16 protein-coding genes and 1 pseudogene are annotated in these 17,386 nt (G+C 63.6%); 11 read left to right on the forward strand and 6 right to left on the reverse strand.

The window, feature by feature from the left end; translation table 11 throughout:
- Positions 1-13: 13 nt before the first annotated feature.
- Positions 14-1,267: a multidrug efflux MFS transporter gene (locus tag EJ071_RS24150; RefSeq protein ID WP_126100109.1), complete on the reverse strand. Its 1,254-nt coding sequence runs from the start codon at positions 1,265-1,267 to the stop codon at positions 14-16.
- A gap of 118 nt (positions 1,268-1,385) precedes the next feature.
- On the opposite strand from EJ071_RS24150, the gene EJ071_RS24155 reads away from it, so the two are divergent.
- Both EJ071_RS24155 and EJ071_RS24160 read left to right on the forward strand, forming a co-directional pair.
- Positions 1,386-2,051, forward strand: coding sequence for a GntR family transcriptional regulator (locus EJ071_RS24155; RefSeq protein WP_126100110.1), 666 nt, complete (start codon positions 1,386-1,388; stop codon positions 2,049-2,051).
- A gap of 125 nt (positions 2,052-2,176) precedes the next feature.
- A complete protein-coding gene (locus EJ071_RS24160) occupies positions 2,177-3,148 on the forward strand; it encodes a glycosyl transferase family 90 (RefSeq protein ID WP_126100111.1) in 972 nt (323 codons plus the stop codon).
- Positions 3,149-3,154: 6 nt separating this feature from the next.
- On the opposite strand, the pseudogene EJ071_RS24165 reads toward EJ071_RS24160, so the two are convergent.
- Positions 3,155-4,198, reverse strand: a pseudogene (locus tag EJ071_RS24165) (aldo/keto reductase).
- A gap of 264 nt (positions 4,199-4,462) precedes the next feature.
- Between EJ071_RS24165 and ppk2 the strand changes: the two are divergent.
- Positions 4,463-5,395 carry a polyphosphate kinase 2 gene (ppk2, locus tag EJ071_RS24170; RefSeq protein ID WP_126100112.1) on the forward strand — a complete coding sequence of 311 codons (933 nt, stop codon included), beginning with the start codon at positions 4,463-4,465 and terminating at the stop codon, positions 5,393-5,395.
- Positions 5,396-5,401: 6 nt separating this feature from the next.
- Here ppk2 and EJ071_RS24175 read toward each other — a convergent pair whose 3' ends face one another.
- A complete protein-coding gene (locus tag EJ071_RS24175; protein WP_126100113.1) occupies positions 5,402-6,097 on the reverse strand; it encodes a helix-turn-helix domain-containing protein in 696 nt (231 codons plus the stop codon).
- Positions 6,098-6,275: 178 nt separating this feature from the next.
- Here EJ071_RS24175 and EJ071_RS24180 point away from each other — a divergent pair, with 178 nt between their 5' ends.
- Positions 6,276-6,602 (forward strand): DUF1330 domain-containing protein, encoded by a 327-nt coding sequence (locus EJ071_RS24180; RefSeq protein WP_126100114.1) that lies wholly within the window; start codon positions 6,276-6,278, stop codon positions 6,600-6,602.
- 45 nt (positions 6,603-6,647) lie between these two features.
- Here EJ071_RS24180 and EJ071_RS24185 read toward each other — a convergent pair whose 3' ends face one another.
- The 3 genes from EJ071_RS24185 to EJ071_RS24195 form a co-directional block, all read right to left on the reverse strand.
- Positions 6,648-7,295: a dihydrofolate reductase family protein gene (locus EJ071_RS24185; protein ID WP_126100115.1), complete on the reverse strand. Its 648-nt coding sequence runs from the start codon at positions 7,293-7,295 to the stop codon at positions 6,648-6,650.
- 151 nt (positions 7,296-7,446) lie between these two features.
- Positions 7,447-8,478 carry a porphobilinogen synthase gene (hemB, locus tag EJ071_RS24190; protein WP_126100116.1) on the reverse strand — a complete coding sequence of 344 codons (1,032 nt, stop codon included), beginning with the start codon at positions 8,476-8,478 and terminating at the stop codon, positions 7,447-7,449.
- 214 nt (positions 8,479-8,692) lie between these two features.
- On the reverse strand, positions 8,693-9,487 hold the full coding sequence (locus tag EJ071_RS24195; protein WP_245460354.1) for a DUF2066 domain-containing protein: 795 nt from the start codon (positions 9,485-9,487) through the stop codon (positions 8,693-8,695).
- Between the two features lie 189 nt (positions 9,488-9,676).
- On the opposite strand from EJ071_RS24195, the gene EJ071_RS24200 reads away from it, so the two are divergent.
- The 7 genes from EJ071_RS24200 to glyA all read left to right on the forward strand — a co-directional run bounded on the left by EJ071_RS24200 (position 9,677) and on the right by glyA (position 17,373).
- Entirely contained in the window at positions 9,677-10,720 is a 1,044-nt protein-coding gene (locus tag EJ071_RS24200) for an enoyl-CoA hydratase/isomerase family protein (RefSeq protein WP_126100118.1), read from the forward strand.
- Entirely contained in the window at positions 10,717-11,139 is a 423-nt protein-coding gene (locus tag EJ071_RS24205; RefSeq protein ID WP_126100119.1) for a DUF6163 family protein, read from the forward strand. Before EJ071_RS24200 ends, EJ071_RS24205 begins: the two co-directional genes overlap by 4 nt.
- 238 nt (positions 11,140-11,377) lie before the next feature.
- The gene (locus tag EJ071_RS24210; protein WP_040983294.1) at positions 11,378-11,893 is read left to right on the forward strand and encodes a MarR family winged helix-turn-helix transcriptional regulator; all 516 of its coding nucleotides are present in this window, start codon (positions 11,378-11,380) and stop codon (positions 11,891-11,893) included.
- A gap of 176 nt (positions 11,894-12,069) precedes the next feature.
- Positions 12,070-12,522 carry a hypothetical protein gene (locus tag EJ071_RS24215; RefSeq protein WP_126100120.1) on the forward strand — a complete coding sequence of 151 codons (453 nt, stop codon included), beginning with the start codon at positions 12,070-12,072 and terminating at the stop codon, positions 12,520-12,522.
- Between the two features lie 335 nt (positions 12,523-12,857).
- Positions 12,858-14,111 (forward strand): L,D-transpeptidase family protein, encoded by a 1,254-nt coding sequence (locus tag EJ071_RS24220; RefSeq protein ID WP_126100121.1) that lies wholly within the window; start codon positions 12,858-12,860, stop codon positions 14,109-14,111.
- Between the two features lie 176 nt (positions 14,112-14,287).
- Positions 14,288-15,931, forward strand: coding sequence for a Na+/H+ antiporter (locus EJ071_RS24225; protein ID WP_126100122.1), 1,644 nt, complete (start codon positions 14,288-14,290; stop codon positions 15,929-15,931).
- Between the two features lie 128 nt (positions 15,932-16,059).
- Positions 16,060-17,373 (forward strand): serine hydroxymethyltransferase, encoded by a 1,314-nt coding sequence (gene glyA / locus EJ071_RS24230; RefSeq protein ID WP_126100123.1) that lies wholly within the window; start codon positions 16,060-16,062, stop codon positions 17,371-17,373.
- The last annotated feature ends 13 nt before the right edge of the window (positions 17,374-17,386 follow it).

Here is a 17,386-nt window from a genome sequence, read left to right on the forward strand (position 1 = left end):
GGGCAGGCGCCAATCAGGACTCGCCGGCCTCAAGCAGCATATGCCGCGCCCGCCGCGACTGGACAATCCAGTTGTAGACCGCCCCGAGCGCCATCAGCACCGATGTGCCCAAAAACACCGCCGGCATCCCGAAATGGCCGCCGACGAAGCCGCCGGCGAGGGGGCCAGCGACCTGGCCGACATATTGCGCCGAGATCGACAATCCAAGCACATTGCCGCCGACGCCGTCCGGGATGTTGTGGCGGATGACGCTGGTGATGCAGGGCAGCAAGCCGCCGAGCGCCAGGCCCATCAGGAAGCGCAGCCCGATCAGTTGCCAGCCGTCGGTGACGAAAGCTTGTGGAACAAGCAGCAACGCCGAGACGGCGAGCGCGCCGACGACGACATTCCAATGGCCGACGCGGTCGGCGAGTTTGCCCAGCCACGACGAGGACAGGATGGTGCCGAGTGCTGCCGCCGACATCACCACGCCGGCGACCATTGTCACCTTGCTCTGGTCCTCGACGAGCTGCTGCACATACACGGTGATGATCGGCTCGATCGACATGGTGGCGAAGGCGAGCAGCATGCCGGTTGTTAGCATGGCGACGACCGGGCGCTTGTCGGGGATTTGCGACCAGCCGCTTTTCGGTTTCGCCGGCGAAGCGGCGTTGACCGCGGGTGGGCGCGGGTTTTCCTTGATCAGGAAAGTCGTGGCCAGGAAAGCGAGAAAGATCACGCCGCCGGATAGCAGGAATGTCGCGCGGATGCCGATCACCGGCGGCAGCGCGCCGCCTAGCAGTGGGCCGACCAGCGAGCCCGCCGTGATACCGGCCGAGAGCACGCCGAGCGCCCATCCGGAGCGGTCCTTCGGCGTCTGCATCGCCACCAATATCGTCGAGCCCGAGGAATAGCCGCCGGCAAAGCCGATAAGGAGCCTCAGCAACACCAATTGCCAGACGCTCTCGACCATGCCTGTCAGCGACATGCAGATCGCCATGCCGAACGAGGCGCGCACCAGCATCAGCTTGCGGCCGTAACGGTCGCCGAGCCGGCCCCACAGGGGGGCGACCAGCGCCGCGGCAAAGAAGGTCGCGCCATAGGCGATGCCCGACCATTGCACGATCGCCGCGTGCCCCTCGGCGCCCAGTTGTTCGACGTAGAGCGGCAGGAACGGCAACAGCAGCGTCATGGCAATCAGCGTGCTGAACGAGCCGGCGAAGCAGACCGCGAGATTGCGCCGCCAATGGATGTTGTAGCCGCTCTGTTCAGGAGTGTCGTTCGCCATGTCATGCCTGCAAGATCATCCGGGTTGTTCCGGATACCATTTTGGGATACCAAGGTGGTATCCGTCATGAACCTCAACCCAGCCGCTGTCAATGCGGAGCCGAAAAAGCGGAACGACAATGTCGCAGATGCAGAATGTCGAAAGGCAGCTTCGCGAGATGATCCTCGGGCTGGAGATCGGGCCGGGCGAGCGGCTGACCGAGCGTTGGATCGAAAGCCGCTTCGGCGCCTCGCGCACCCCGGTCAGGGCCGCATTGCTGCGCCTCGAGACCGAAGGGCTGATCGGCCGCGACGGCCGCGGCTGGACGGTAGCGCCCATCAACCTCGCCGAGCTTGGTCAGATCGCCGTCTACCGCGAGGCGGTCGAGGTGGCGGCGGTGAGGTTGACGGCGGCGCTCGAGGATCGCGGTGGGGTCGAGGTGATCGCGGCGATGCTCGATTCCTGTGACGCCGATACGCCGCGCGTGGAATGGCACCGCGTCGGCATGGATTTTCACATCGAGCTGGCCAGGCTTTCCGGCAATGAATTTCTGCTCAGAGCCGTGCGCGACGCGATGACCAGGCTGTCGCGCGCCCGCTGGCTGGAAGTGCGCGACGAGGCGGCGCTCGGCCGTGCATGGGCCGAGCACCATGCGGTCCTGGCGGCCGTGCGAAAGGGTGATGCCGACGAGGCGGCGCGACTGCTCTCGGCGCATATCGCCGGCAGCCGCGACCGGCTGGTGACTTCGCTGCATGACGACCGGCGCGGCCTGCGCGCCAGGGGCTTTGCCGTTGTCGCTGCCTGACCCCGCAAACGTCGTCGAATACTGGACTCTCACAATTTCGTCCGGTTGTGCGGGCTTGCAAGATGTTCGGCACAATGCTGTAGGAGACGCGGGGAACAACTCCGCATCTTTGAAACGACGGACGCATGGCTTCGCCCTTACGCACCGCAGCGCGGGTATTTTATTTCGTACGCAACATCACGCGCGATGTGGCGCCGCAGGCTCTCTTTCGCCATTGCCTGGCCAGCCGGCTGCAGCAGGCGAGGCTCTCCAGCAAAACGGTCCGCGACCGCGTCAACTATTACAACAGGCTCGACCATAGCTTCGTGCCGAGCGCGGCGGCCGTGCCGGCCGGTCAAATACCCAAGTTCGGGAGCATGTACTATTACGATCTGAAGGAGTTCGCCCGCTACTTCGATCGCGACCTGCTCATCGATCTCGAGTTCGGCGATGTCGTCGACGTGCCCAAGATGCCGGCGATCGTGAAAGATCGGCCGATCCGTGACGACAACGGCAACGCCGTGATCATGAAGCTCGACAAGTTCCGCCATTTCCGCTTCCCTCGCGATCGGTTGTCTTTCGCCGACAAACGCCCGATGGCGGTCTGGCGTGGCGATCTCAACAATCCGATCCGCAAGCGGTTCGTCGACGCCGTGCGCGGTTTGCCGCTTTGCGATGCGGGCTCGCCCAAGCCGAGCGCGCCGGAGAACTACCGCAAGCCTTATCTCACGATCCCGCAGCATCTGCAGTTCCGCTACATCGTCTCGCTCGAAGGCAACGACGTGGCGACGAACCTGAAATGGATCATGAGCTCGAACTCGCTCTGCCTGATGCCGCCTCCCACCTACGAGACCTGGTTCGCCGAAGCTGAGGTCGAGGCCAATGTCCACTATGTGCCGCTGGCGCCGGATTTTTCGGATGTCGCCGACAAGATCGCCTATTTCGAAAGGCGTCCGGCGGAGGCCCAGCGTATCATAGCGGCGGCCAACGCCTATTGTCGCCGGTTCAGCAACGAAAAGGACGAGCGGGCCGTTTCCCTGCTCGTCCTCTACAAATATTTCGTGCTGAGCGGCCAGATCAAACCCGACGCGGAAGTCTGGCGCTACATCACAGGCTGACGGTTGTCAGATATCGCTGCGGTCGAGCACCAGGTCGGCCGGGCCGAACCGGTCCTTGGCGGTGAGCTGCTGGTGCCAGTAGGGATAAAGCAACGGCGGCCGGCTGACGGCGTCGAGGCGCAAGCGCTCGTCGAGCGACAGTGTCAGGCTTGCCGCGGAAAGGTTGTCCTTGAGCTGGGCTTCGTTGCGGGCGCCGATCACCAGCGAGCTGACGGCCGGGCGGCCGAGCAGTCAGGCAAGCGCCACCTGTGCCGCCGAAACGCCACGCGCCTTGCCTATCTCGGAGAGCACGTCGACGATCCGCCACAGCCTGTCCTCGTCGCGGATCGGCGGTTCCGACCAGCCGCCCAACTGGCGCGCCGTCGGGCTGTCGCGGCGGTATTTGCCGGAAAGCAGGCCGCCGGCCAGCGGGCTCCACACCAGCACGCCGAGGCCCTGGTCGACCGAGATCGGCAGCAACTCGTATTCGGCCTCGCGCGCTTCCAGCGTGTAGTGGATCTGCTGCGTGACGAAGCGCGGCTGATGATGGCTTTCGCTGATCGAGAGCGCCTTCATCACCTGCCAGCCCGAGTAGTTGGAGCAGCCGACATAACGGATCTTGCCCTGGCCGACCAGCGTGTCGAGCGCTGCGATCGTCTCCTCCAGCGGCGTGACGCCATCCCATTCGTGCAGGAAGTAAATGTCGATGACATCGGTCTTCAGCCGCTTCAGGCTCCTCTCGCATTCGCGGATCAGATGATGGCGCGACAGGCCTTCGTCGTTGGGGCCGTTGCCGATCCGCATGCGCGCCTTCGACGCGATCAGCACATCGTTCTTGCGCTTGCCGCCGAGCGCCTCGCCGACGATCTCCTCGGACAGACCGTTCGAATAGACATTGGCGGTGTCGATGAGGTTGATGCCGGCATCGATGCAGGTGTCGATGATGCGCTTGGCTTCGGAAAGATCGGAATTGCCGACGGCGGCGAACGGGCCCGTGCCGCCGAAGGTCATCGTGCCAAGCGTCAATGTCGAAACCTTCAGGCCGGAACGGCCAAGGGTGCGGTATTCCATGTCAGGTCCTCGCGATTTTTGTTTTGCAGGGGCGCGCCGTGGCGGGCGCCGGAAAGAAGCGAGGTATTTGTAGGACAATTCCGGCGGCTTGTCGCCCCGGCATCGATACGGGTCGATCACATAACGGCTAGTCCACTGGTTGCCGGGCGAGCTTGCAATAAAACCGTCATTGCAGGCCTGTATCTCAGTCGGCTTACGGAGTTGCGTTTGCGGCATGCCGGAACGCATCCAAAGACAGGGTGGCTGACAGGCAGGAGCAGCGCGATGAACGAACTCAAACCGAATTCCGGGCCGAATTCCGGAGCCAAGGACTGGCTGGAAGCCGAGCTCGAGGACACGCTCGACGAGGATTATGAGCTGGAGATTTCCGAGCCTGCGCTCTCGCTCGAGATCGCCAAAATCTACAAGAAGTCGCATCCACCCTCCATCGAGCGGATGACCTATTTCCGCGAGCTGCTGCGGCTGCAGTCGGAAATGATCAAGCTGCAGTCCTGGGTCGCCTACCACAAGAAGAAGCTGGTGGTGATCTTCGAGGGCCGCGACTCCGCCGGCAAAGGCGGCGTCATCAAGCGCATCACGCAGCGCCTCAACCCGCGCATCGCCCGTGTCGTGGCGCTGCCCGCGCCGACCGAGCGCGAGAAGTCGCAATGGTATTTCCAGCGCTACGTGCCGCATCTCCCTGCCGGCGGCGAGATCGTGCTGTTCGACCGCTCCTGGTACAACCGCTCCGGCGTCGAGCGCGTCATGGGCTTTGCCAATGCCGAGCAGGTGGAAGAGTTCTTCCGCGACGTGCCGGAATTCGAGCGCATGCTGGTGCGCTCCGGCATCACGCTGGTCAAATACTGGTTCTCGATCACCGACGAGGAGCAGCAGATGCGCTTCCTCATGCGCATCCATGACCCGATGAAGCAGTGGAAGCTGTCGCCCATGGATCTGCAGTCGCGCGTGCGCTGGGAGCAGTACACCAAGGCCAAGGAAGAGACTTTTGCCCGCACCAACATCAAGGAAGCCCCGTGGTTCATCGTCGAGGGCAACGACAAGAAGCGGGCGCGGCTGAACTGCATCGACCACCTCTTGCAGCAGATGCCTTACGAAGACGTGCCGCATGAGGAGATCACGCTGCCCGAGCGCGTCTTCAACCCGTCCTACGAGCGTCAGGTGCTGCCGCGCGAACTCTACGTGCCGGCGAAGTATTGAGGCCCTCTACGCGGCTACGCGTTTCGGCATGACGGCAAATGGGCTGAGGCCGAGCCACGTCTGCATCTTGGCGGCGATGTCGAGGTTTCCGGTCAGCGCTACCTTCTCGCGCTCCTTGTGGACTGTTGTCAGTCCCATCCAGATCGAGGTCATGGTGCAGAGGTCGGTCGAGACATAGAGATCGACCTCAAATCCCGGATCGTACCAGCACAGATCGACATCGCCGTACTTCTCGACGATCAGCCACCAGGAGCGTTTTGACGCCGGCAGGTCGTGATACAGGAATTGTATTACCGTGCGGCCGTCGGGCAGCGGGCTTGGGTTCAGGTTGCGTCGCATATCCCACATCAGCAGCGATGGATCGAGGTTCTTGAGCGACAGCCGGGCTTCGACCCATTTTTGGCCCCAGAAACCCATCGCCTCGACCACGGGGCGCAGATCCTTGCCGGCCTCGGTCAGCCTGTATTCGAAAACGCCTTTCTCGGATTTGAGCTCGGCGCGCTCGACAATGCCTGCGACCTCCAGCTCTTTCAGTCTTTGCGACAGAAGTGTCGGCGACATTTTCGGAACGCCGCGACGCAGATCGTTGAAGCGGGTCGAGCCCGCCACCAGCTCGCGCAGCAGCACCATGGTCCAGCGTGTGCACAACAGCTCCGCCGCCATCGAGAGCGGGCAGAACTGCTTATATCCGGGTTGCGTCATCTGTTTGGCCTCCCACCGATTGAAGCCGAACCATAATCCTCAGGCGCCCCTTGCGGCCAGTACAGAAGCTGTACCGGCCAGTACAGATGGCAGACTGGAGCGTTTCGGCCTTGCCATGCGAGGCAGCGGTCACGTCACCGGGCGGTTCGGTGCCGACAACAAGAGGAGACTTTTGACCATGACCGTTTACGTGATCGCCGACATCAAGGTGACGGACGACAAGTGGGTGCCGGCCTATGCCGCTTCGGTGCACGAGCTGGTGCACAAGCATGGCGGCAGATATCTGGCGCGCAGCGGCAATGTGAAGACGCTTGAGGGCAACCCGCTGGACACCAGCCTGATCGCGCTGATGGCGTTTCCGACGGCGACGGCGGCGCAGGCCTTCGCCAGCGATCCGCAATACGCGCCGTATCTTGCCGCGCGTCAGGCCGGTAGCGAAAGCCGTTTCCAGCTGATCGACAACACCGATCTGGCGGGGACGATTTCCTATCTACCGAAGGGCTGAGGGCACGACCGGAACGCGGCCAGCTCGCGTTCCGGCATCTTGCGATCAGGAATTGCGTTTGATGACGACATGCGTCGCATCGGCCGTCGCGACCTGGCTGGTGCAGCGATAGCCGAGCTTCAGCATGTCGAGGCCGGCGAAGAGGTGCTCGCCAGAGCCGAGCAGCATCGGCGAGATGGCGAGGTGCATCTCGTCGATGAGCTTCTCCTTGAGATATTGCCGGACTATCGAAACGCCACCGCCGACCCGAACGTCCTTGCCGCCGGCCGCCGCCTTCGCCTGCTCGAGCGCCGAATGGATGCCGTCGGTGACGAAATAAAAGGTCGTGCCGCCTTCCATGACGATCGGCGCGCGCTTGTGGTGGGTGAGCACGAAGACCGGCACGTGATAGGGCGGGTTGTCGCCCCACCAGCCTTTCCAGCTCTCGTCCGGCCATTCGCCGCGGACCGGCCCGAACATGTTGCGGCCGAGGATCCAGGCGCCGACATTCTCGAAGCTGCGCACGGTGAAGCCGTCGTCGATGTCGGTGGTACCGCCATCCTTGCCGACCATCTGGTGGAAGGAGCGGGTGCCGATCATCCATTTATGCAGATCTTCGCCGCCGACGCCGAGCGGGTTTTCGAGGGTCTGATCGGGACCGGCGCCGTAGCCGTCGAGCGACAAGGTGAAAGCGTTGACACGCAGCCTGGACATCATTGCCTCCTAAACTGGTTGTAATATGAAAGCGGTTATGAGGTAGCTTAACTGATTGCGTAATGCAAGCGGTATTTGCTGGGCGCAAAATCACCCCACCCGAGTGGGCGCGTCCCGATAAATGCAGCAAGAAGGCGATAGGGAAGGAAGCTCAGCCCTTCAGCATCTCCGCCACCACCGGCGCGAAATAGGTGAGGATGCCATCGCAGCCGGCGCGCTTGAGGGCGAGAAGCGATTCCAGCATCGCCTTCTCGCCGTCGATCCAGCCATTGGCGCTGGCCGCCTTGATCATCGAATATTCGCCCGACACCTGGTAAGCGAAGGTCGGCATCCGGAGCTCGTCCTTCAGCCGGCGGATGATGTCGAGATAGGGCAGCCCCGGCTTCACCATCAGCATGTCGGCGCCTTCGGCGAGATCCTGCTCGGCCTCGCGCACCGCCTCGTCGGAATTGGCGTGGTCGATATAATAGGTCTTCTTGTCGCCCTTGAGCAGGCCGGCGGTGCCGACGGCCTCGCGATAGGGCCCATAGAAGGCCGAGGCGAATTTCGTCGCATAGGACATGATCGCCACGTCCTGAAAACCGTTGGCGTCGAGCGCGTCGCGGATGGCGCCGATGCGGCCGTCCATCATGTCGGACGGCGCGATGATGTCCGCGCCCGCCGCCGCCTGGATAACCGCTGCTGCGGTAACCTGCTCGACGGTCTCGTCGTTGACGATGATGCCGTCGCGCAAAATGCCGTCATGGCCATGGCTGGTGAACGGATCGAGCGCGGCGTCGGTAATGATGCCGATCTCCGGCACCGCGTCCTTGATGGCGCGGGTAGTGCGGTTGATGATGTTTTCGGGGTCGAGGATGTGCGATCCGGTCTGGTCGCGCAGCGAAAGCTCGACATTGGGGAAGGTTGCGATCGCCGGGATGCCGAGCTTGGCCGCGCGTTCCGCTTCCTTGACCGCGAGGTCGACGGAGAGGCGATAGACGTCCGGCATGGCGGCGATCGGCTCGCGCACATTTTTGCCGTCGACGACGAAGATCGGCCAGATCAGGTCGTTCACCGAGAGTTGGTTTTCCTGCACCAGCCGGCGCGACCAGTCGGCCTTGCGCATGCGCCGCAGCCGCCGGCTGCCGGTGATCTCGTCGACGCTGCGCGCGCCTGCAGGCTTTGCGGGAGTGAATCTGTTCATCGCCAAAACTCTTCTTTGTTCCGGCTTTTACCACGCGCCCCCGCCGCTGACCAATGCGACACGATTGTGCCAGGAGCCGAGTGCAAGTTCCTCCCCCTCGCCGGAGGCGGGGGAGAGGTGTCCGCGTAGTGGACGGAGAGGGGGCCTTCGTAGGGCGCTCCCCTCTCCGTATCGGCTTCGCCGAGCCACCTCTCCCCCACTTCGTGGGGGCGCCTTACGGCTGCCCATTCCCCGACAGGATCTGCGCCGCGCCCTTCACAGCCACGCGGAAAGCTTCGTCGAAGCTGACGCCGCGCACCTGCCATTGGTAGGTCTTGCCGCGATCGGCCAGCCGCCAGTCGGCGATCCAACCAAGTTCCTTGTCGCTCCACACGATGCTGCCGGCGAGCGTTTTGCTGGCGCCCATTCCCTTGGCGAGCCGGTCGAGCTTTGCCATGTCGGCGGTGCGCAGCGTCTTGTCGTTGAGCCCGGCAAGCTGCATGGCCTTTGGAAAGGTGACGCGCATCAGCAGCGGGCCGGTGGCATTGGCGAAGGATTCGCGCATCGTCTCGCCGCGATCCTCGTCGGCCGTCAGCACGAAATGCCTCGCGCCTTGCTCGGTCGTGAGGAAGACGGCGAGCGTCGGTCGCTCGCCATGCCAGGGTCTGCTGCCGAGCTGCGCCAGGAGCTTGTCGACCACGGCGGGCTTGTAGAGGCACGTCAGGTCGTGCGGCCTGTCATGCGTGCCTTGCTCGTCATGGATCGGCACGCCTTCCAGCCGGTCATGGTAGCGAAAGGACTGGACGAAGTCGGCCGCCTTGTCGCGCAGCGCCAGCATCTCCGGCTTCTGCGTCAGCCGCTGGTCGCCGGAAACCTTGACCAGCACCTTGTCCAGGCAAGCTTTGAAGCCGATCTCACGGTTCGGCTCGCCGGTGCCGGTGACGATGGTCTGCGCCTGGTAGAGTTCGTCGGTCGTCGCGGCAATGGCCGGCGGAGCTCCCAGCCAAAGGAGTCCTGCCAATCCAGCCACGAGACGAGGAAATCCAGCCATGTCGATTTGCTCGAAATCTGTCGGGCCGCGCGGGCGCAATCGTTTGCCGGTTTCGTAACATCTGGCGCGCCCAGCCGCCAGTGTGATGACCCGCTGGCATTGACGCATCCTTATGCCGCCTTTAGCACTTCAGTCCCCCGAAAGGGCGGAGACAAGGATTCTCTGGTGATGGATTTTGACGGAGGCGACGAGATTCGCTTCGAGCGTTTGGGCAAGGCGGGCGTCGTCACGCTGACGCGGCCGCGGGCGCTCAATGCCGTCACCCATCGCATGATCAAGGCGCTCGGCAAGGCGCTCGATGCCTGGGAGGGCGATGCCGGCGTCAGCGCCGTCGTCGTCAAGGCCGAGGGCAGGGCGTTTTCCGCCGGCGGCGACATCCTGCACATCTACGAGTCCGGCCGCGCCGGCAAGCCGCCGGTCGACTTCTTCGCCGACGAGTACCGGCTCAACGCCCGCATCGCGCGTTTCAGGAAACCCTATGTCGCGCTGATCGACGGCATCGTCATGGGCGGCGGCGTCGGCATTTCCTTCCACGGCTCGCATCGCGTGATGACCGAGAACGCGCAGTTCGCCATGCCGGAAGTCGGCATCGGCTTCTTCCCCGATGTCGGCGCCAGCCATCTCTTGCCCGATCTCGGCGGCAGCTTCGGCATGTATCTGGGGCTGACGGGAAACCGTATCCGCTATGGCGATGCGCTGTGGTCGGGCCTGGCCACGCAGACCATCAAGGCCGAGGACCAGGCGGGGCTGCTCGATGAGATCGCAGTTTCCGGCGATCCGGAGTCGGAGTTGCGCTCTTTCTTCACGCCTGCCAAGCGCGAGACGGAACGACAGGACCTGGAAGCGATCGCCCATCACTTTTCGCAAGCCTCGCTGGCCGACACCATCTCCAGCCTGGAGCGGGCCGCCGCCGAAGGTGCTTTCGCAGCCAAGACGCTGGCGACGATCAGGATGCGCTCGCCGACCAGCCTCAACGTCGCCTGGCGCGAGATCAGCGCCGGACTGGCGCTGTCGATGGACGAGTGCATGAAGATGGAGTTCCGCATCCTCAACCGCATGCTGGCCGGCCACGACTTCTACGAAGGCATCCGCGCCGCCATCATCGACAAGGGCTCGATGCCTGAGTGGCGGCCCGCCAGTCTCGATGCGGTGAGCGTCGCCGATGTCGATGCCTATTTCGCGCCGCTCGGAGCCGGGGAGCTCGAGCTGTGAGCGAGGTCACCTCCAGGCGCGTGGTGCTGCAGCCCTCGACCACCGAGGTCATTTTCGCCTGGTTCCAGCGGGTCATTGCCGGCTATTGCCTGCTTTTCGGTGTCCTCTACTGGATCCGGCTGATCGGCATCTATCCCGGCGAGCTTTGGCGCTTCGACCTGATGCCGGTGCACTGGCAGGTGGCCGCGGCCACGCTTGCCGTCTTCTTTCCCTTTGCCGCCGCGGGCCTCTGGATGCTCGCCTCCTGGGGGCCCGTCATCTGGTTCATCTGCGCGGCGACCGAAACCGTCATGTATGCCGGCTTTCCCGGCCTCTTCGGGCACAGGCTGCTGATCGTCGTCTCGCATGCCTGCGCGGCGCTGCTCTATGTCGTCTTCCGGGTGACCATCTGGCTGCAGAAGCGTCGGCTCCGGCAGTAGGTTGCCAAGCGGCTCCAGAGGCCTAGATTCGGCTCAGCGATTTGCCCAAAAGCCATTGGCTAAACCTTTAGGTTAATTGTTCTTGCTCGCGTGACCGTTCGTTAAGCCTCTTTCGAAACCTCTTACCGGTAAGCTCTTGTTAGCCTTGGCGTTTAAGTCGAATTTTATGAGTATTCGATAGTGTCGCGATCAAGGTGAAGAACAAAAATCACCGGGCGACAAACGAGAGGCAAAGACAATGATCAATTCGCGTCCGGCGGCGAAGACCGCTAACGTATCCGACGACCGCCGCGAGGCGATCCGTTCGCTGTACATGGAATCGCTGCAGCTGGTGGAGCGTCTGCATCGCCGTCTGCTCGACGTGATCAAGGACGAGTTCGACCGCAACGGCCGTTCCGACATCAACGCCATCCAGGCGCTGCTGCTCTTCAACATCGGCAATTCGGAGCTGACCGCCGGCGAGCTGCGCTCGCGTGGTTATTATCTCGGCTCGAACGTCTCCTATAACCTGAAGAAGCTGGTCGATCTCGGCTTCATCAACCATCAGCGCTCGCGCATCGACCGCCGCTCAGTCCGCGTCTCGCTGACGCCGAAGGGCAACGAGGTGGCCGACGTAGTCGCGGGCCTCTACGAGCGCCATGTCGGCTCGATCGAGGCGGTCGGCGGCATCAACACCGACGAGTTCAAGCAGATGAACCGCGCCCTGCAGCGCCTGGATCGCTTCTGGAACGACACCATTGCTTACCGGATGTAGGCGCCTTCGAAACCTGAGACATCAAAGCCGCGCCGAAGAAGCGCGGCCCGGGGGAAACAATAAGGGGACCGGTGCCGAAAGGTGCCGGTCTTTTTCTTGTTGCGAAGGGAAGGCCCTGGGGAGTTGACCAGGGGGCAGCGCGTGTGGAAGCTCTCCTGCCAACGGGGAGGGGTGTCGTGCGTTATTTCCTGCTTGTGCTTTCCGCTTTGATCCCGGCTTCGCCGGCTGGCGCCAAGACGCTCTACTACGGCTCCAGAGCCGGCATGGAGCTCACAATCGTCAAAAAATCTGGCATCGGCACGTCGCATGCCAGCGTGTTGACGAAGCACACCAGGCAAAATGCAATCGGCTTTTGCCGCGACTATGTCGGCCAGGTGACCGAGGATTGCATTGCCAGGGAAATGAGAACGCCCCTGCATCTGGAGATCACCGCGGACTGCAAGACCGGCAAGTTCACGACGTTTTATGGCGCCAACATGCTGTTTCAGGGGCGCAGCCCCGCCGGTACTGCGACGGACTATCTGATTGCCGACACGGACGAGAACGTGGTGCTCGATGGCTCGGGCGCCTCCGGCTACGACTATACGCTGGATCAATTCAAAGCCCTGTGCCCGAACCGGGTGAAGTAGGACGAGCCGAAAACTTATGAGGCATTCGCCGAACCGTCCGCGACCGGCGATGCCAAAATGCATCGGTCCCTTTCCCTTCATCTTCTCGCCTCAAGCAAATCGCGGGCCAAGGCCACGTTGCCGCCATAATCGCGGTGAAAGCGAGGGTGCGGGTGATGCTGCGGGCCGATGCCCTGCGCTCATTGGACCCGGCGCTGCGGCCGCGCCTTTCTGGCAGCCGGGCGATGCGGGACATGGTTGGCTAATTGTTAAGATTGCCGACCCTAGAGTGCGGGCAACCCGCCAGTAGAGCGAACTGAGCGAGATTTGATACAGCTAGAATGTCTGGAACGTCCATGAGAACCAGCCGCCGTTTCTTCCTTACCGGAGCCTCCGCTCTCGCCGCCGCCGTGGTCGCCGGCCATGCCAGCGCGCAGGACGTGATCGGGGATATCTTGAAATCCTCGGGCCGCGGCAATTGGGACGACCAGTTCGACGCCCGCGCCAGTCAGACCGGCAAGGTAGCCTCCACGCTGCCGATCTTCAGCCTGCAGACCGTCGCCTTCACCGAGCAGGCGGTGGCGCAGTACCAGAACATCGCCGGCCAGGGCGGCTGGGAGCAGGTTCCGGCGACCAAGAAATTGCAGCTCGGCGTCGACGATCCGGATGTCGTGCCGCTGCGCAAGCGGCTGATGATCTCGGGCGACCTGGCGCAGAGCGCCGGCATTTCGACGGCGTTCGATTCCTATGTCGACTCGGCGGTCAAGCGCTTCCAGCTTCGCCACGGCCTGCCGGCCGATGGCGCGATGGGCAAATACACCTATGCGGCGATGAACGTCTCGGCGCAGATCCGCCTCGGTCAGTTGCAGACCAACCTGCAGCGCCTGAAGGAAAAGGCCGGCACGTTGGGCAGCCGCTACGTATTGGTCGACATCCCAGGGGCGCAGATTGAAGCGGTCGAGAACGATCGCGTCGTGCTTCGCCACACCGCAATCGTCGGCAAGATCGACCGCCAGACGCCGATCGTGAATTCCAAGATCAACGAGATCATCGTCAATCCTTACTGGAACGCGCCGGTTTCGATCGTGCGCAAGGACATCATTCCGCTGATGCGGAAGGACCCGAACTACCTCAAGGACAGTCATATCCGCCTGTTCGCGCCGGACGGCAGCGAGGTCGATCCGATGACCGTCGACTGGTCGACGGACGATGCGGAGAAATACCGGTTCCGCCAGGATCCGGGCGCCGGCAACGCCATGGCTTCGGTCAAGATTAATTTCCCCAGCCCGGACGGCGTCTATATGCACGACACGCCGCAGCAGAGCCTGTTCGGCAAGCTGATGCGCTTCGACTCTTCCGGCTGCGTGCGCGTCCAGAACGTGCGCGACCTCGTCACCTGGATCCTGCGCGACACGCCCGGCTGGGACCGCCAGCATTTCGAGGCGACGATCAAGACCGGCGAGAACACCCCGGTGCAGGTCGTCAATCCGGTGCCGGTCCACTTCCTCTATCTGTCGGCATGGTCGACGGGCCCCGGCGTCGTGCAGTTCCGCGACGACATCTACGGCCTCGACGGCAACGAGCAGCTGCAGATCACTTCTTCGCTGTAAGCGTTTGACATTCAGATCAAAAAGGCCGTCCTCGAGGCGGCCTTTTTTGTTCTATCAGCCGCTTCAGATCGATCGGCAGCTGCGGCATCTATCGACGGGCCGATGACAAGTTCGTCGACCGTCTGGACGCGACGCCGGCAATTGCGCATGGTCGGCCTCAGAGCCGGAATCGCATCATGGAAGTCGCCGTCTTCATTCTCGTCGTGCTCGCTTTCGTGGCGCTTTCCGGCGCGCTGGTACGGCTGGTGCGCGTGCCTCTGCCCGTGCTGCAGATCGCGATCGGCGCCGCCCTTGCCTGGCCGGCGGGCGGCCTGCATGTCGAGATCGATCCGGAACTCTTTCTCCTGGTGTTCATTCCGCCGCTTCTGTTCGGTGACGCCTTCGCGGCGCCGAAGCGCGAGCTGATCGAGCTGCGCGGGCCGATCCTCGATCTTGCCATCGGACTGGTTTTCTTCACCATCGTCGGCTTCGGCTACGCCCTGCACTGGCTGGTGCCGAGCATCCCGCTGGTGGTCGCTTTCGCATTAGCCGCCGTGCTGTCGCCGACCGATGCGGTCGCCGTGTCCTCGATCGTCGACCGCAATGTCGTTCCGGCGCGGCTGATGCACATATTGGAAGGCGAATCCCTGCTCAACGACGCCTCCGGCCTAGTCATGTTCCGCTTCGCCGTGGCGGCCGCGCTGACTGGCAGCTTCTCCTTCGCCGCCGCCTCACTCACCTTCGTCTATGCCGTGGCGGCTGGCGTCCTCGCCGGCATCGCGGCGCTGTTCATCGCCGCCAAGGCGCTGCAAATCCTTCGCCGCATCGGCGGCACGCCGGCGGAGGCGCAGGTGCTGGTCATGACCCTGCTGCCCTTCGTCGCCTATCTCATCGCCGAGCATGCCGGCGCCTCCGGCATCCTGGCCGCGGTCACCGCCGGCCTGCTCACCGGAACTTCGGGCATTTTTCGCTTTTTGTCGGTGTCGGCGCGCATCCAGGCGATGTCGCTATGGTCGACGCTGACCTTCGTCTTCAACGGCGCTCTCTTCATCCTGCTCGGGCTGCAGCTACCCGACATCATCCGCAAGGTTCCGCCGGAGCTCACCAGCCGGCACTGGCTGTTCGAGCCGGCGCTGACCGTGCTCATTTTGACGCTCTGCCTGGTCGGCCTGCGCTTCCTCTGGATCTGGATCGGCGACATGGCGTCGGTGGTCGCCGCCCGGCTCGGCAAGCGCAAGGCCGAGCCCTTCGGTTTCCGTGTCAGGCTTGCCGGATCGGTAGCCGGCGTGCGCGGGGCAATCACGCTTGCCGGCATCCTGTCGCTGCCGCTCGCGCTGCAGGATGGCTCGCCCTTTCCGGCGCGGGACGTGGTGATCTTCCTCGCCGCCGGCGTCATTATCTGCTCGCTCATCATCGCCAGCCTCGCTTTGCCGGGAATCGCGCGCGGACTGGTCGAGCCGGGTGAGGACCCGGGTGCGGCCGAGGAGCGGCGGGCGCGTGTCGGCGCCGCCAATGCAGCGATCGCCAGGATCGAGAGCCTCGCCGGTGACGGAGGCGAGGAAGGCGAGGCGGCGGAAGCCCGGCTTGCGGTCGCCGACAGCATCGTCGCAGGCTACCGCCGCCGCATCGCGGCGTCCGACGAGGCCGAAGAGGCGCGCGCCGAGGCGCGCGAGGCCGGGCGGCTGGAGCTCGATCTGAGGCATGCCGGCATCGAGGCAGAGCGCGCCGCCGTGCGCGCCATGTTCCGCAGCCGCGAGATCAACGACCACACGATGCGGGCGCTGCTGTCCGAGATCACGCTGACCGAAGCCCTGTTCAAGAGCCGGCAGGACAGGAAATAACGTTTCAGCCGATCTGCTTGGCGCAATCCGGCCAGCAAATTTCGCGCCGCAAACGTGGCGGGCTCCAAACAACTGTGTTATTGGCGCGGCGACCTCGCAAGACCTCCGGCCCCAAGGGAAAGCAAGCCATGTCAAATGCCGCGGCAGCCTCCAGCAAATTCGAATCCTTCTTCGAGACCACGCTTGCCGATGCCGACCCGGAAATTTTCGGCGCCATCCGCAACGAGCTTGGCCGCCAGCGCCATGAGATCGAGCTGATCGCTTCGGAGAACATCGTTTCCCGCGCCGTGCTCGAGGCTCAAGGGTCGATCATGACCAACAAATATGCCGAGGGCTATCCGGGCAAGCGCTACTATGGCGGCTGCCAGTTCGTCGACGTGGCCGAGGAGCTTGCCATCGAGCGCGCAAAAAAACTGTTCGGCTGCAACTTCGCCAACGTCCAGCCGAATTCCGGCAGCCAGATGAACCAGGCCGTGTTCCTGGCGCTGCTGCAGCCCGGCGACACTTTCATGGGCCTCGACTTGAATTCCGGCGGCCATCTGACCCACGGCTCGCCGGTCAACATGAGCGGCAAGTGGTTCAAGGTCGTCTCCTACGGCGTTCGCAAGGACGATCACCTGCTCGACCTGGATGCGATCGAGAAGACCGCGCATGAGACCAAGCCGAAGCTGATCCTGGCCGGCGGCACCGCCTATTCGCGCGTCTGGGACTGGAAGCGTTTCCGCGAGATCGCCGACTCGATCGGCGCCTATCTGATGGTCGATATGGCGCATATCGCCGGCCTGGTCGCCGGCGGCATGCATCCGTCGCCGCTGCCCTATGCCCATGTCGTGACCACGACCACGCACAAGTCGCTGCGCGGACCGCGCGGCGGCATGATCCTGAGCAACGACGAGGAGATCGCCAAGAAGATGAACTCGGCGGTGTTCCCGGGCCTGCAGGGCGGCCCGCTGATGCATGTCATCGCCGCCAAGGCGGTGGCGCTCGGCGAGGCGCTCAAGCCGAGCTTCAAGGCCTATGCCGAAAGCATCGTCGCCAACGCCAAGGCGCTGGCTTCCAGCCTGCAGGAAACCGGCCTCGATATCGTCTCGGGCGGCACCGACAACCACCTGATGCTGGTCGACCTCAGGCCGAAGAATGCCACCGGCAAGCGTGCCGAAGCGGCCCTCGGCCGCGCCAACATCACCTGCAACAAGAACGGCATCCCCTTCGATCCGGAAAAGCCCTTCGTCACCTCCGGTGTCCGTCTCGGCACCCCCGCCGGCACCACGCGCGGCTTCGGCCAGGCCGAATTCCGCGAAATCGGCAAGCTGATCGCCGAGGTGCTGGACGGGCTGAAGGTGGCCAACTCCGATGAGGGCAATGCTGCTGTCGAGGCCGCGGTCAAGGCCAAGGTCACGGCTTTGACGGATCGGTTCCCGCTTTATCCCTATCTCGGTTGACCTCCTCTTTCGG

Source organism: Mesorhizobium sp. M1B.F.Ca.ET.045.04.1.1, from assembly GCF_003952465.1.
Classification (GTDB): Bacteria; Pseudomonadota; Alphaproteobacteria; order Rhizobiales; family Rhizobiaceae; genus Mesorhizobium; species Mesorhizobium shonense.